The sequence below is a fragment of the Cyanobacteria bacterium FACHB-DQ100 genome (genome assembly GCA_014695195.1).
In the GTDB taxonomy this organism is placed as follows: domain Bacteria; phylum Cyanobacteriota; class Cyanobacteriia; order Leptolyngbyales; family Leptolyngbyaceae; genus Leptolyngbya.
Window position 1 is genome coordinate 1 of the sequence record JACJNW010000027.1, and the last position, 15,697, is coordinate 15,697.

Sequence of the window (15,697 nt, forward strand, 5' to 3'; positions counted from 1 at the left end):
GCAGCGTAACGTTGTTGCTGCTCAGAGGAAGGAAATTCAGCAAAGTACATCGTAGGTTCCGAAGCGTAGTTGTTGAGGATTCCGTCTTCATTCCGGGTGGTATACATTGCAGGTTCTCCGAGGGGATAATTTGTTACGTTCTGTAAATTAATGTAACAGTATCGTTACAAATAGTCAACAAGCTCCAGTTTTTCTGATATAGAGATTCGTTCTCCCTGTGATAAGTGTTGCTGACCTGTCTTGAGAGAGCAATATTTGCAATGTGTCCCTTGCGATCGCACCATGTACGAGACGGACTCACTCGCAACGAATTAGTTGAGCGCTCCGGTCTCACTCGTCCTTCGTGCCGCACTTTAAAGACAACAGCATCGAAGTAAACAATTGGATACACGCGGTCAAGGGTGCGATTCTGCCACAGTTTACGTTCTTCTTCAACGGCATCAGTGACTTTAGAGATTAATCCAGCGGAGACTTTCACGCCGTACAAGTCTTGCAATTGAGCTTGGATGTCGCGCACACTCATCCCGCGTGAATGGAGCGATAAAATCTTGCCATCGAACCCGTCAAATCGCGTTTGTCCTTCGGGGACGATGATTGGCGCGAGGGCACTGTTTCGGTCACGCGGAATCGCAATTTCAGCTTCGCCAAACTCGCCTTTAATCGTCTTTTTACTGTGTCCATTGCAGCGATTTTGCGGCACATCTTCTTCGACTGGCGCTTCGTGTTCTTCTTCCAAGTGGTGTTCGATTTCGGCATTCAGACAGCGTTCTACTAGGGCTGCCGTCAATTGTTTCAAGATCCCTCCTTTTCCAATTAAGTCTTCGGGATTTTGTAATTCTTCAGCAATTCATCGAGTAATTCAGGTCGAAAGGCCATAATCGTTGTGTTTTTGGTTCAGTGGTTATTAGATCAAACTTTTGAACCTTTGACACTGATTTAAGAAGAGACGCTTTAAAGCCTCGCTTCAATACTGCATAAACTGCCAAATGCATACATGTTAAACCTCGTCAGCCTAGGTTCAAAACAGATTCTACTGGGCTGTAAATCTAACTAGCCTATAGGAGACATGCAAATGAAGCGTAGAGCGTTGATCGCAACTGCTAGCTTAACAATGGCACTGAGTTCCCTGCCAATGCTCGGTTCACCTTCCTATGCGGAGACTGTTAACATTCCCGTTCCCAAAGCAGCTGTTGCTACTGCATTTAACGCGGCATTCAGCTCAACGAAGGTTCGTCTGCACAAAGACGAAAGCTATATCTTGCTGCCGAATGGGCAGAAAAAGCCGCTCGACACTCCTGATCCAATCTATGTATTCGACTTTCCAGGGATCAACCGGAACATTGAGTATTCCCTTAACGACATGAACACACACTCCATCCAAGCGACAGTCAATGGCAACCGGATCAATACCGATGTGTTTTTTGAAAACCAGGGTGAGGAAATTAAAGCGAGATGCCGTCGCAAACTGTTTGGGAAGTGGGGTGACTGTTCGCTGGATATGGAACGAGATCTTCATCTAGATAATTCAAGTCTTTCGCTCTCTCTCGTACCTGCTGCTTACAAGGGTTCGATCGCTTTCACGGATCTGAGCACCAAGTTTAAAACCGATGTCAGGATTGCGAACAAGACCTGTAATACCGTCCTATCTCCTGTTAAACAAATCTGTGAAGCGATCGAAGGCAAGATCAAAAAAACGATGACACCCCAGATTGAACAAAAGGTAGCTAACTCCTTCAATGAGCTGAAACCAGAAATTGCAGACAAGGTGCGAAATGCGGCCGGTATTCGTAACCTCATCAATCCAGCATGGAAGGTTACTAAAGTTACCAGTGAGGGCAACAACTTTATCGTGACGGTGGAGCGTCCCGATCAGATTGATGGCTCTTCAGTCAAGGACTTGTCACTTAGGCCAATTCAGACACAGTTTACTTCAACCTGCCCAGCAAAAGTGAAGCTTGATGCAACTATTCAGATGAAGCATACAGTAGCGGGTACAGGATTTCTGACTTATGAGAACGGACAAAAATCCAATACCTTTAACTGGAACGCTAAGAAGGGAGAAGCCGTAACCTCGAGTGTGACTCGAACCTTTGAGGGTAGCCCAGGAACGACAAGTAATGGTTCGGCCGTGATGCAAATTCAGTGGAAAGGCAGTGACGGCAAGACCTACGAGAAAACATCGAATAAGGCAACCTTCTCGGTTAAATGCACACAATCTGCTTCTGATAAGATCAAATTATAAGCCTAGAACGGAGTGTGATTGAGCCTTAAGCGCGGAATAAAAGCTTGCAAAGTGAGAGTAGGGAAGGGTTTCATGAAAAGGCTTAATCAGTGTATGGAACCCAATTCCTTAAATTATTGCACTGCGTTGCATCAGCCCTAGTGGGGCTGGGCAAACATAGCGTCTGAACCGGATGGTCGATTTCCATGTTAAGTTTGAGCTGCTCGATTAAAGCTCAATCTAGATTTGTTTAACTGCGCTTGATCGCAGCAATCCAAGCCCAAGCCCTCGTTCTCCCGTTGCATATGTGACAGTTGACGGACGAGGGAATGCAGATTCGTAAATATAACCAGATAGCAATTTAGTCCAAATTTAGTCCATGTATGGAATGACCCAGTTCAAAGCGTTTCAATTCTCCTCATCTTCTGAGGTCTGACTTACAATTTTAGACAGTTTTGTGTCAATCTCCATTTCGAGTTGCTCACTCGATGGAAGGTTTTGTCTTAATTGATCTGGTAGCTGGTGCGTCGAAACTGCGATCGGCGTACTTAGATTTCTGAGGGCATACTCTACCGTTGTTTTTCGCTTCGACTTGCATAGAATAATCCCGATTGTGGGCTGGTCATCTTCATGCCGGAGCAAATCATCGATCGCTGACACGTAGAAATTGAGCTTGCCTGAAAACTCTGGCTCAAACTCCACCATCTTGAGTTCTAGAACAACATAACAGCGCAGTCGAACATGATAAAACAACAAGTCCAACCTGTACTCTTTTCCATCCACCGTGATTGGGTATTGGCTTCCCATGAAAGCGAACCCCATACCTAGTTCTAGAAGAAAGTCTCGAATGTGATTGACAAGAGCGTTTTCAAGATCTCGCTCCTGAGCATCTTTCCCTAATGTCAAAAACGAAAAATTGTAGGGGTCTTTGATTAAATCCTTTGCCAAATCAGATTGAGGTTTTGGCAGCGTGAGATCGAAATTAGTGATCGCTCCGCCTAGCCGCTTATGCAACCCGCTCTCAATCTGGTACGCCAAAACTGTTCGGCTCCAACCATTCTCGATCGCTTGCTGCGCATACCAAATTCGTTCATCTGGATTTTTCAAGCTGTCCAGCAGTCGAATCAAATGCCCCCACGGCAATTTGTGCAACAGCTGCTGCACAATTTCAACATTTGGGTAGGCTTCTGCGAAAGCTCTCATATACTTGAGATTTCGAGCCGAAAATCCCTGGACATCAGGAAATTCACGTCGCAAATCCTTTGCAAGCCGCTCTACAACTTTTGTACCCCAGCCCTCTCGCTCCTGCCTTTCCAGGATTTCTTTACCCAGCTGCCAATACAGCAAAATTGCCTCCCGGTTGAGAGCTGTTGCAGCCGACACTTGAGCACACCGAATCTGCTCCTTCAACTGATTCAGGAAAGCATCATAGTCTTGGGGAAAGAGCGAGGATTGTTTGGTCACGATTGATATTGACGCTCTTTAAAACAACTTTAGGCTTCTAAGTTCTCAGTTCCGATTAACTCATCAAGTTGAGAAAGCAATTTTTCCAATTTAGCCCGTTTTTTGGGATCTTCCCAGATTGCCGACTTCTTCAGCCGTTGCCCAATTTGAGCATAGCGTTGAGTGTAGTTAATTTCTGCGGTTTTCTCTTGAGTTTTCGTCAATTCCCGAATCTTCTGCTTGATTTCACTCAAACTCAAATTCTTTGTTGTCACTAACTTAAGCAAGGATTTACGCTCGCGCTCATCTTTAACTCGTGATATCGCACGAGCCTTCGTAAATTCAAGCTCTCCTTCTCGCAGTGCTTTCAACACTTCTGCCGGTAGATTGAGTAACGGCAAACGGCTGCTTCGGAACGATTCAGCATTAAATCGCCCGATTTCTGCAAGAACTGATTCAATCGTCTCAAGCTGGAGGGAAACGTTTCCCTCCAATTCCTGACCACGATTTTTTGCATGATTCGCGCGATTTAAAACCGAAGCTACGTCTTCAGGACTCCCTTCGATTTGAATAGCCAGTAGCTCCAAAATAGCTTCTGTCTCTTCTACAGGATTAAGGTCCTCTCGCTGTAGATTTTCAATCAGTGATACTCGAAGAGCTTGTTGATCATCGAACTCTCTAATAACGACGGGGACATCTTGAAGTTGGATTTCTTGAGCAGCACGATAGCGGCGTTCACCTGCAATTAACTCATACCCTCCGCTCTCTAAAGGACGAACTAAGAGCGGCTCCAAAATGCCATACTCACGAATAGATTGGACAAGTTGCGCTTGCTTCCGTGGATCAAAATAGCGCCGAGGCTGTTTAGCTGGAAGGTGAATTTGTCCAAGAGATACGACTTGGGATGATTGAATGCCTTCAGGATTCTCAATGAATTTCTGGGTGATTGATGCTGATAATCCCTGCGCCAGCGATTGTCTTGATTTAGCCATCTAACACCTCCAATGCCTTCTTAAAGAGTTGCTCTAATTCACGCCGAGCAATTCCAGCAGTCGAACCCGTCAAATCAAATGCAGTTGAGTTCTGCCCAAAGCAGTCTGCTAGAATTTGACGCTGATGAATCACTGTATCTAAAACCGTGACTCCTGGCATTAACCGCAACACCTCGATCGCTTCATCCTTTAACTTGGTTCCTTTCACCGCTCGATTCACGAACATAACTGCTTTGGGGTCACCTCGACGGATCCTTTGAGCCTGATGAATCAAGCGAACCGTATCCGATGCGCTTTCCAAGTCAACTCCAGTTGGTTGACAAGGCACGATCGCTAGGTCAGCCACTAGAATCACAGCTCTCGTCGTCTCAGATAACGCCGCTGGACCATCTACAATTACCCATGAATAAGCCTCACTTAACTTAGGTAATTCATCCAAGAGTTCGTCAGGGGCTTGAATAATTTTGCAAGGAATTTCTTTCTTTAGCCGAGCAAGCCACTTTGAAGATGAGCATTGGGCGTCAGCATCAACGACCAGAACCGTTTCTTTTTTTTTCTGCAACCAGCGGGCAAGGTGTACTGCAACGGTCGATTTACCTGATCCGCCTTTCTGATTAATAATTGAGACGATCGGCATAAGTCGAATTGAAATGACACAGAAAAGTGTATGACAAATTCGCACTGATGCCATTTATTTTGTGCTGCTTTGACCTGGTAGGGAAGGGTTACAAGAGATTGATCTGCGATGGCACTGATTCTACTCAATCAGGTTGCCTTCGCGGTGTTAGAAGCTGTGATGCGGGACATATTGATTTGAACCATGTACCCCCTGTCAAAAAAGGAAAAGGGCGGAATGTCCGTATAGCTTCAGCCCCAGCAACTTCACCTCAAGAAAAGAGTGCGCCGCACTCTTTTCTTGAGGTGAGGTTTTACATCCCAGATCTAAACTGCGTGACTGCTTCGGTGTAGCGAATGGGCAGCACATACTCCAGGTTCTCATTGGGGCGCGCAATGATGTGAGTTGACAGCACAGAGCCGCCATTAACCCGCTTGATTGACTCAATGCCCGCGGCGATCGAAGCCTGAACTTCGGAAACATTGCCCCGGACGACGACGGTAACTCGACCACTGCCGATTTTTTCGTAGCCGACTAAGGTAACTTGAGCCGCTTTCACCATGGCGTCCGCCGCTTCAACAACCGCCGGGAAGCCCAGGGTTTCAATCATTCCAACAGCAATTGTCATAAAGATATGTCTAACCTTTTTGATGGTTTTGATGGTTGATAGACACCTAGGTATCTGTCACTGATTTCATTTGAACGAATCTGCCTGATGGGTTGATACGGTGCCCAACCCATACTCATCAGGTGTCCTTTGTTGCCTGTTTTATAGAATGCCGCGCCTGTTAACTAAGTACGGTGGTAGTAGCTCTAAGAACTAAATACTACAACCTTTGCACTTAATAGCGTTGCACAGCACTATCAATAAAATCCAGGATACGGTGTCAAATAAAATCTTGATTTCTCAAAAGTGTATCTAACATTAAGTGTAACGCTGTTTACAGTTCCAGCTCATAAATCTGGGCAATCTCCTCGGCTTGAATTCCCAGATACGCCAACGTCTGCTGCTGTGTGGCATGTCCAAAGGCTTCCATCAGCAGCGGAATGGCAGTCCCACGCTCTAGTCGCTGCCAAATCCAGAGCGAGTTGTCCTGGAAGCGACCGGACGATTAGAGCGACTCGCCCTGTGTGAATTAGCGGCGGCTGGATTTACGGTTGCTTTAGCGAATCCACAACGAGTGCGATCGTATGCCAAAGCTCTGGGCAAAGCCAAGACAGATCGCCTAGATGCTCAAGTATTAGCGCGATTTGGAGAAGCGACTCAACTTGCGCCCTATCCGATTCCTGAAGCACTCACCCTGCAGCTGATGGATGTGGTCGATCGGCGACGGCAACTCGTTGAAATCATGGTTGCTGAAAAGAATCGTCTCAGTCGAGCGAGCAGTACTGTCCGCCAAGATATCACTGAACACATCGAACAGTTGCAAGAGCGAGTTAACGCTTTGTCTGAACAACTGCAACACTTAATGCAACGCTCGGGTGAATGGAAACGCAAACGGCAACTGCTCCTCTCTCTGTGCGGTGTCGGTGAACTGACTACGGCTGTTCTATTAGCAGAACTGCCTGAACTCGGAACGATGTCTCATACCAAATTGATTTTTGAGTGCGACAGATCCTTCGCCCCCTAAATCCCCCACGCGTGGGGGACTTCAAGCCAAATCTGTTTCGGATTCTCAAAGTCCCCCAGTATGGGGGATTTAGGGGGCTTCCAAGATCTGTCGCATTAATAAATTGATTCGGTATCACAAGAAGATAGCTCGTCTAGTTGGGGTTGCTCCAGTCAATCGAGACAGCGGTCAACACCGAGGCACTCGTCGCATTCAAGGCGGACGGGCTTCGGTGCGTTCTGCCTTGTTTATGGCTTGACATTTAAGATAATCGCTAGAACACAACCGATGTCATAGGGACGTTGATAGTCTTGCCTTTCTCAAAAGAAATTTAAGAGCCGTATCCTCTCTTGAAATAATGTCAGCGGTAGCTTCCATACCGGGTTGAATGAGGGATTGATGCCCGTCTTTCACAAAATAAGGTTGGTCTACCTGAATGGCTACTTCATAAAATGCACCTGTGCCACCAGCACTACTCGCTAAATTGTAGATAGGCGTAGAAGGATTGCCGTTAGCACTGCTAGGTTGAGAAAGCGTAGCATCAGGTGCAATGGCTCGAACAGCACCCTTGAGAATGCCATAATCAGGATAGGGATAGGCAGAAAATCGCAAGTGAACACGACCCGTTTTACAGTCCGCAGCCCGTTCTTCTTGGCAGAGCTGAATTTTACTAATGTCTTGCGCTGCCACGCGAGCTTTCATAATCATAGAGGCGTGACTGGGGGCGATTTGTGCGATCACTTCTCCAGAGCTGACAACCTGACTAGGATTACGTAAGTTTAACTTGAGAATTGTGCCAGAGATAGGTGCAAGGATGGCTGCTTTCTTGAGTTCAACCTCGGTTTGCTGCAACTCTGTGCGATCTCGATCGATCTGATTCTGCATCTCAACCTGACGTTGGAGTAGCGTTTTTCGTTCTTTATCCAAACTCGCAAGGGTAGCTAATCCTCTAGCCCTTTCCTGGTCAATGCGTTCGGCAGCAATGGTAACAGTTGCCATACTTGGATTAAGAGCAGCTTTTGCACGCTTTAGGCGAGCTTGAGCCGCTTTGAAAGCTTGTTCTTTTTCCTTAATTTGCAGTTGAGAAATTGCGCCTGTGCTGCCTAACTGTTGATAGCGGCTTGTCTCTTCTCGCGCTAACTCCAAAGCAGCTTCGGCTTCTTGAACCCCTGTCTCGGTCGTAACTCGTCGTTCTGCATATTCGCGCTGATTGAGACTGAGATCAGCTTGGGCAGAGACAACGGCTCGGTTTAGCAAGTCTGATTCTGCGGATTGCTGATTGTTAATTGCTTCGAGCTGAGCAGCAATTTGAGCGAGTTGCTGTTGATTTTGTTGGATGTTTCCCTGCAATTGGCTCTTTTGAGTTTGAAGGCGCGAATTATCAAGGTAGGCAATGACATCGCCCTGTTTAACAACTTGATTTTCTTTGACTGCAATCTCTTTGATACTTCCCTCCATTGCAGCCTGAACAATGCGGAGTTCACCGGAGGGTCGAACGATGGCAGGGGCCTTAACCGTGATGTTGTACTTCGTGACTGAAGTAAGAGCAAAGGTTACGCCAACAGCCCCGATCAGAAACAGCCCACTCAGCCTAGTCAGCAGGCCGATCGAGGGAAGAAATTCATCACTTTGAACTGGACGAAGGGAATCTGAGTCAGAGCGAACTAGCATAATCGATGAACCTAAAACTCAGGTTTCTTTAATTAACAATGGCTCGGTATAGCAAAATTATATGCAATCAAAATGTTAGCTGAAACACTTTATAAAAAGGGTTGTGCTTTTGGAATAATTTGGAATGATATTGAAGCAAAACACGGAAAGTTGAGCGGTGATTAGGTGATTCGTAACCTCTATGTAGCTAACCCAAATTACTCCCAAATTCAGTGACCTAAAGTGGGAGAACAATCATTCATTAGTATCTTATATACATGATGGTTTAATCTATATTTGTATGAATAGATTTTAGATACTAAGCGCGAATGGATTGATTGCGTATATATGCCGGAAAATACCCGATTAATTAAAATTCAATGTATCAGATAATTCCTACTCACAAAGCTTTACTGGTAGAGCCGCAGATTATACTGATTTTAGTATATTAATTTACATAGAACTAAGACTTGATAGAAAAATCACTTGCTTCTAAAAACTGTAGAGATAGTTATATTGCTTGCTCTGCATTGGCTTGCAATTAGAATTAGAGTTTTTTGGGGGAATAAAATTGTTAGATTTAATACATGCGGTTTACATTGGATCATGATTTTCTGCAATGTTTTTTAAAGAAGAAAGTATTGCTTTAAACTAAGAACTTATTAACTATGGAATTAGATCGATTGAGATCTAAGAAGTTGAATTTCCGTTACTTTACTTGCATCTCCGCTAGATTGTTTTGATTGAGTTGACGAATATCCAAGAAACTAGATATTCGTTCATTTGCAGGCAAGTATTTAAGTCACTTTTGAATAGGCCTAAAGAATCTTAGGTGACTGATCAGGCTGTCTAGTTAAAGCTTTATTGTTCAACAAAGTTCTTGCTGACAATAAATGCTGTGACCAGAGAAGCTTTATTTGACATGGCTTAAGCTATGCCATTAAAGCTTTTAGGCTGTCCTAGCTAGACTTGAATACTTACTTCACAGGAAACACATCTTCAAACATTTACCGCTGCGTGCGGTAAGGAGGTTCATATGTCTACTTTCGATATCATTCGTGCATGGAAGGATGAAGATTACCGGCTCAGCCTGACCGATGCTCAACGTGCCATGCTGCCTGATTCTCCAGTCGGACTCGTTGAATTGTCGGATGCTGATATGGGCATGCTTGCAGGGGGAACGGGTTACCCTAGCACCTGTGATCCGTGTGACCCGTGTTGCGAACAACCATCAAAGCATCCTGGCAGCAACGGAAGAGGCGTTGCCAAAGGTTGCAAGAAATGGTAAGTCAGCAAAAGGCAATGCTGATGGGATTAATACTAAATCACTACAGCAGATTGTCTAGGCCTTTGAGCGCACCAATTACTGCAGTTGATTAGTGCGTCAGAATGGGGGGTCACAGTGCCCCCCATCACTGCTGCTAGTAGTGCATCTATGAATAAACTCCGCGCGATCGCATCGTGTTTGAGGAGGTTAATGCTATGAATCCACCAGAATTTCAAGCGTCTGCCTGGTACCAGGCGCTCACATTGACAGAACGTATTGCATCACTGCGTGCAGTGCAGGGTAAGACACCGAACGTTGAGGTAAACGCTGATCTGGCTGAGCGACGGATGCAACGCTGGCGATCGCAAGTCCCATTCACGACAAGCTCTCATTTTGAGCAGCGTCTAGCGATCGATGACATTACTGAGGATGAATTTCGAAAACTTCTTGGCGAACCGATTGAGTCTGTACGAGATCGCTTGTCTAAACCGCCAGCATGGTTAGCAGAGCTTACTCAGGCATTTTCTCGTCCCGCTGGCTCAAATACTCTTTCTTTACCAGAAGAACTAGAAGATTACGAGATGGCTGGTTTTTTAAGCGCAATTGAACCGCTCATTAGCAAGGGCCGGGAGCAATTGCATGAAGGAATAAAAACGCTGCAGTCGATGCGCTCCAACTTGCCTTTCGATCCTAGTACGGTTGAAGTAGTACTTTTTGCCAGTCTACCAGGGCGGTTGCTGTGGATGTTGAGCCGTACGATGGTACTGGAACTCAACATCGCCCGCCTGCAAGGACTTCTACAGGGTGACACAGCCGAGGACAGATTCCAGAGCTTTTTACAGCGCCTGCAGGAGCGAGATATAGCAATTACCCTCCTCCAAGAGTATCCAGTCTTGGCTCGGCAACTAAAGATTTGCATTGATAACTGGGCCATTTTTAGTCTGGAGTTTCTACATCACGTGTGCGCAGATTGGGAGGCTATCCGCACTACTTTCAGCCTAGAAAACGATCCGGGTGTGCTGGTGCAGGTACACAGTGGTTTGGGCGATCGACATCGGGGCGGACGAGAGGTGCTCATTGCAGAGTTCACCTCTGGCTTTCAGGTACTCTACAAGCCGAAATCTCTGGCCGTCGATGTGCATTTTCAAGAACTCTTAACCTGGATCAATCAGCGAGGCGACCACCCGTCATTCCGAACTCTGAAAATCTTAGATCGTGGTGCCTACGGCTGGGTCGAATTTGTTGCTGCCCAAGGCTGCACCTCTGCAGACGAGATTCAGCGTTTCTACGAGCGCCAAGGCGGCTATCTAGCGCTGCTGTATGCAATAGGAGCGACGGATTTCCACTGTGAGAACTTGATTGCGGCAGGTGAGGATTCCGTCTTGGTTGACCTGGAATCGCTCTTCCACCCGCGCCCTGAAGCAATCAGGACCACACACATCAGCCAGCTTGCAATCAATACGATGGAGTACTCGGTTTTAGGAGTAGGATTACTACCTGAGCGGAGCTGGTCAAACGCTGAGCATGAGGGCATCGATCTGAGTGGGCTAGGTGGGAAAGAGGGTCAGCTCAGCCCCCATCGCCTCCCATACTGGGAAGGAACAGGTACGGATGAGATGCGACTTAAGCGTGAGCGGATGGTGATACCGGGGAGCCAGAATCGACCAACCCTTAACGGCATCGATGTTAATGTCCTTGACTATACGGAAGCGATTGTCTCTGGATTCACTGCGATTTATCGGTTACTGCTGAAACATCGGGATGAATTGTTGTCAGGGAACGGTCCCTTAGCGCGCTTTGCTGAGGATGAAGTGCGGATTATCGTTCGTGCAACAGGAGGCTACCTTCGGTTGCTGGATGATAGCTTTCATCCCGACCTGCTACGCAGCGCCCTTGACCGCGATCGCTTTTTTGATCGGCTTTGGGTCGGAATCGAGAATAGCCCCTATCTGGTTAAGGTGATTCCGGCTGAGCGCGAAGACCTGCAAAAAGGTGACGTTCCGATGTTCACCACGCGCCCCAGTTCCCATGATATTTGGAGTAGTTCTGACGAGCGAATTGCTAATTTCTTTGCTCAATCAGGACTAGAGCTTGCTCAGAATCGACTGCAGCAACTGAGTGATCAGGATTTGCAAAGGCAAACTTGGTTTATTCGCGCTTCTTTGACAACGGTCTCTGTGGGCGTGACTCAAGTGCAATGGCAAACCTACCAACTGACTGAACCAGAAACAATTGCAGATCGCGAGCAACTGCTCCTAGCTGCTCAAGCTATCGGGGATCGACTGGAAACAATAACGCTGCGCAGTGAGGACTGTGCTACTTGGCTTGGTCTGGTATTCCAAAAAGAACGTTACTGGTGTCTCTCACCATTGGCCTTAGATCTTTACGATGGTGTGGCAGGGGTGGCCCTGTTCTTAGCCTATTTGGGTGCTATCACCCAAGAATTGCGTTACCGCAAACTGGCACGGGCTGCGTTATCGACAATGCAGCGTCAAATGGAGCGCCATAAATCATCCATCAATTGGATTGGTGCTTTCCAGGGCTGTGGCGGAGTGATCTACACGCTAGCCCATTTGGGTGTACTGTGGAATGACCCATCACTGTTGGCTGAAGCTGAGGCAATTGTTGAGCTTTTACCGCCTCTGATTGAGAAAGATAAACAAATTGATATCGTTAGTGGCGCGGCTGGGTGCATTGGCAGTTTGATCAGCCTGTATAACTGCGTTCCATCCGAGCGGACACTGGCTGCTGCGATCCAATGTGGCGATTATCTCATTGCCCGTGCTCAGCCGATGAAGCAAGGCATCGGTTGGGTTGTACCGGATGCCGGAGAGACACCATTAACTGGTTTCTCCCATGGCACAGCTGGGATAGCATGGGCACTTCTGGAACTAGCAGCATTAACTCATGAAAAGCGTTTTCGGACCGCTGCTCTGCAAGCGATAGACTATGAGCGCAGCGTCTTTTCCCCAGAAATGGAAAATTGGCCCGATCTGCGTGAGTTTGAAATAGCAGCCAATAACGGTCAGATTGATTGTATGGCCGCATGGTGCCATGGTGCACCAGGAATTGGACTCGCTCGTTTGCGCTGTCTCCGGCACCATGACGATCGTGAGATCAGAAATGAGATCGACACGGCACTCAAGACGACTCTGTCCAAGGGATTTGGTAGCAACCACTCCCTATGTCATGGTGATCTAGGAAATCTTGAGTTACTGTTGCAGGCAGGTGAGATCCTGAACGAGCCACAGTGGAGTTTTAAAGCGAAGCAACTGGCAGCTGCGATCCTTGAAAGCATTGAGCAGCACGGTTGGTTGTGTGGAAATCCCTTGGGTGTGGAGTCCCCTGGGCTGATGACAGGGGTATCAGGCATCGGCTATGAACTCCTCCGTTTGGTAGATCCGGCGCGTGTTCCTTCAGTGCTGGTACTGGAACCCCCGAGGCTGAACTACACGGGGCAAGGGTTTAATCGTTTGAGTGTTGTAAGCGCACCTAAAACTAAGTGATGAAGTATCATAACGTTCGCCAGCACAGCGAGGAAGATTGCGGGGCTGCTTGCTTAGCTACGATCACGAAACACTACGGGCGTACTTTTACCCTCAATCGTGTTCGAGAAGCAGTCGGTACCGGACAACTTGGTACCACTATGCTGGGGCTAAAACGGGGAGCAGAAGCGCTGGGGTTAAATGTTCGTGGCGTCAAAGTGTCGCTAGAGATGATAGACAAGCGTAAAGTGCCGCTGCCCGCAATCATCCATTGGAAGGGGTATCACTGGGTTGTTCTATATGGGCGGCAGGGCAAGAAATATGTGATTGCCGATCCAGGTGTAGGAATTCGCTATCTCTCTGGCCAAGAGTTGATCGAGAACTGGAGCACTGGAGCAATACTCTTACTGGAAGTAGACTCCGCTCGCTTTTATGCTCAGTCCAACGAGAAAATCAGCGGCTTTGGGCGGTTTTTCAAGCGCCTATGGCCCTACCGTGCCATTCTCATCCAGGCACTGCTTAGCGCTCAGGTGGTCGGTCTTCTGTCTTTAACCTACCCTTTCCTGATTCAGATTCTGACCGATGAAGTGCTGGTGCAAGGGGATACCCGACTGCTAATTGCTGTGATGGTGGCAGTCGTAGTAATGAGCTTGGTTAGCAGTAGCATAGAATTCGTTCAATATAACTTGATTGCTCATTTTGCTCAACGATTAGAGCTCGGATTGGTTCTCGAATTTAGCCGTCAAATCCTGCGCTTGCCTCTGACTTACTATGAATCCCGTCGCAGTGGTGAGATTGTCAGCCGACTCCGAGATATTCAACAAGTGAATCAACTTGTCTCCCAGGCTATTGTTAGTTTACCGAGCCAGTTGTTCATTGCATTAATTTCCCTAGGCTTCATGTTGTTTTACAGCGGAAAGCTGACCTTAGTTGCCGTTGGTATTGCTGTGTTAATGGCCCTATCGGTTATTGCGTTTCTGCCAGCTCTTCAACACAAGGTTCGTAGTGTCTTGGTCTTGGAAACAGAAACCCAGGGTGTTTTGGTAGAAACATTTAAAGGAGCATTAACCTTCAAAACAGCAGCCGCTGCTCCTCAACTGTGGGATGAGTTTCAAAATCGTTTTGGCCGCTTAGCGCATCAGAATTTTCGCACAATTCAGATTGATATTATCAACAACATCTTTTCCAGATTTATTTCTGGGGTTGGCAGAGTTGGTTTGTTGGGGTATGGCAGCTTATTAGTAATTAGGAACGAACTCAGTATTGGGCAATTGTTTGCCTTTAGTGCCATGAACGCTAACTTCTTAGCGTTCATTGGTACGGTGATTGGATTTGTTGATGAATACACCCGTGTGAAAACAGCGACTCAACGTCTAGCAGAAATTATAGACTCTACCCCAGAAACTCAAGACGATGCACAAAAGCCATTTGCTCTGATTCCGGGCGATGCTGATATCAATCTCACCCAGGTTAATTTCCACTACTCGGGTCGAGTTGAATTGCTGGAAGATTTTTCTGTTATGCTGCCCGGTGGTCAAGTGATTGCCTTGATTGGTGAATCGGGGTGTGGTAAGAGCACCCTCGCTAAACTGATCGCAGGTCTTTACCAACCTCAATCCGGTAATATCCGTATTGGCATTTATAACTTGCAGGACCTTACCTTAGATGGTCTTCGGCAGCAGATTGTTTTGATTCCGCAAGATGCTCATTTTTGGAGTCGATCGATTCTCGAGAACTTCCGCTTAAGTGCTCCCCACGCAACGTTTGAGCAAATTGTGCAGGCGTGCCGAATTGCTGAGGCTGATGAATTTATCAGTAAACTACCTGACAAATATCAAACCGTTTTAGGCGAGTTTGGCGCAAATATTTCGGGTGGGCAACGCCAGAAACTTGCGATCGCGAGAGCGATGGTCACTGAACCACCCATTCTTATCTTGGATGAATCAACAGCTAACCTTGATCCAGTCAGTGAAGCAAGGCTTCTAGATGGTTTACTAACTCACCGTCAAGGTAAAACCACTATTTTGATTAGTCACCGTCCTAGAGTTATCAATCGAGCTGACTGGATCGTGCTCTTGGAGCAAGGCAAGTTAAAACTTCAAGGGTCTCTAGAAAGCTTACACTCCAGTTCAGGAAGCCACTTAAGTTTTCTAACTCCTTGAAAAAGTCTGTCAGAACAGCATTGCTAAAGTTGGCGGAAATTGCACTTCGCTGTGCCGATTTTGCCCTTGAATATGAAGCATCGGGTTGGCTCGTCGAAACCACTGTTTCAAGGTAGATCATTTGTGCTTTTTCTGTGAGTTTTCACACAGTCTGCCCGATCGCAGAAGTCCCGGAACTAGAGATAGAACTCATGCATCTACTAGCTGCTACCCAAGTGAAAGTAGGAACAAATTGGGTAAGTTAACCCTAG

General features: G+C 46.8%; 12 protein-coding genes and 1 pseudogene. 6 read left to right on the plus strand and 7 right to left on the minus strand.

Features of this window, described 5'->3' with window-relative positions:
* Positions 1-107: ssl1498 family light-harvesting-like protein (locus H6F51_11135; GenBank protein ID MBD1823032.1), on the minus strand; the 107-nt coding region annotated here is incomplete at its 3' end.
* Positions 108-133: 26 nt separating this feature from the next.
* Positions 134-847: a transposase gene (locus H6F51_11140; protein ID MBD1823033.1), complete on the minus strand. Its 714-nt coding sequence runs from the start codon at positions 845-847 to the stop codon at positions 134-136.
* 219 nt (positions 848-1,066) lie between these two features.
* Here H6F51_11140 and H6F51_11145 point away from each other — a divergent pair, with 219 nt between their 5' ends.
* Entirely contained in the window at positions 1,067-2,242 is a 1,176-nt protein-coding gene (locus H6F51_11145) for a hypothetical protein (GenBank protein MBD1823034.1), read from the plus strand.
* Positions 2,243-2,629: 387 nt separating this feature from the next.
* Here the strand turns inward: H6F51_11145 and H6F51_11150 are convergent, their stop codons facing one another.
* The 4 genes from H6F51_11150 to H6F51_11165 form a co-directional block, all read right to left on the minus strand.
* The gene (locus tag H6F51_11150; protein ID MBD1823035.1) at positions 2,630-3,688 is read right to left on the minus strand and encodes a DUF1016 domain-containing protein; all 1,059 of its coding nucleotides are present in this window, start codon (positions 3,686-3,688) and stop codon (positions 2,630-2,632) included.
* 26 nt (positions 3,689-3,714) lie between these two features.
* Positions 3,715-4,656 carry a ParB/RepB/Spo0J family partition protein gene (locus H6F51_11155; protein MBD1823036.1) on the minus strand — a complete coding sequence of 314 codons (942 nt, stop codon included), beginning with the start codon at positions 4,654-4,656 and terminating at the stop codon, positions 3,715-3,717.
* Entirely contained in the window at positions 4,649-5,293 is a 645-nt protein-coding gene (locus H6F51_11160) for an AAA family ATPase (protein ID MBD1823037.1), read from the minus strand. Before H6F51_11160 ends, H6F51_11155 begins: the two co-directional genes overlap by 8 nt.
* Positions 5,294-5,585: 292 nt before the next feature.
* On the minus strand, positions 5,586-5,900 hold the full coding sequence (locus H6F51_11165; GenBank protein MBD1823038.1) for a carbon dioxide-concentrating mechanism protein CcmK: 315 nt from the start codon (positions 5,898-5,900) through the stop codon (positions 5,586-5,588).
* A gap of 442 nt (positions 5,901-6,342) precedes the next feature.
* Between H6F51_11165 and H6F51_11170 the strand changes: the two genes are divergently transcribed.
* Together H6F51_11170 and H6F51_11175 are read left to right on the plus strand one after the other, a co-directional pair.
* Positions 6,343-6,903: a transposase gene (locus tag H6F51_11170; GenBank protein ID MBD1823039.1), complete on the plus strand. Its 561-nt coding sequence runs from the start codon at positions 6,343-6,345 to the stop codon at positions 6,901-6,903.
* Between the two features lie 118 nt (positions 6,904-7,021).
* A pseudogene (locus H6F51_11175) lies at positions 7,022-7,138 on the plus strand (transposase).
* 35 nt (positions 7,139-7,173) lie between these two features.
* On the opposite strand, the gene H6F51_11180 reads toward H6F51_11175, so the two are convergent.
* Positions 7,174-8,553 carry an HlyD family efflux transporter periplasmic adaptor subunit gene (locus tag H6F51_11180; GenBank protein ID MBD1823040.1) on the minus strand — a complete coding sequence of 460 codons (1,380 nt, stop codon included), beginning with the start codon at positions 8,551-8,553 and terminating at the stop codon, positions 7,174-7,176.
* A 1,015-nt stretch (positions 8,554-9,568) separates the two neighbouring features.
* Between H6F51_11180 and H6F51_11185 the strand changes: the two genes are divergently transcribed.
* The 3 genes from H6F51_11185 to H6F51_11195 all read left to right on the plus strand — a co-directional run bounded on the left by H6F51_11185 (position 9,569) and on the right by H6F51_11195 (position 15,446).
* The gene (locus tag H6F51_11185; protein ID MBD1823041.1) at positions 9,569-9,820 is read left to right on the plus strand and encodes a mersacidin/lichenicidin family type 2 lantibiotic; all 252 of its coding nucleotides are present in this window, start codon (positions 9,569-9,571) and stop codon (positions 9,818-9,820) included.
* 194 nt (positions 9,821-10,014) lie between these two features.
* Positions 10,015-13,305 carry a type 2 lantipeptide synthetase LanM gene (gene lanM, locus H6F51_11190; protein MBD1823042.1) on the plus strand — a complete coding sequence of 1,097 codons (3,291 nt, stop codon included), beginning with the start codon at positions 10,015-10,017 and terminating at the stop codon, positions 13,303-13,305.
* Entirely contained in the window at positions 13,305-15,446 is a 2,142-nt protein-coding gene (locus H6F51_11195; GenBank protein MBD1823043.1) for a peptidase domain-containing ABC transporter, read from the plus strand. The genes lanM and H6F51_11195 overlap by 1 nt, the downstream gene beginning before the upstream one ends.
* Positions 15,447-15,697: the final 251 nt, after the last annotated feature.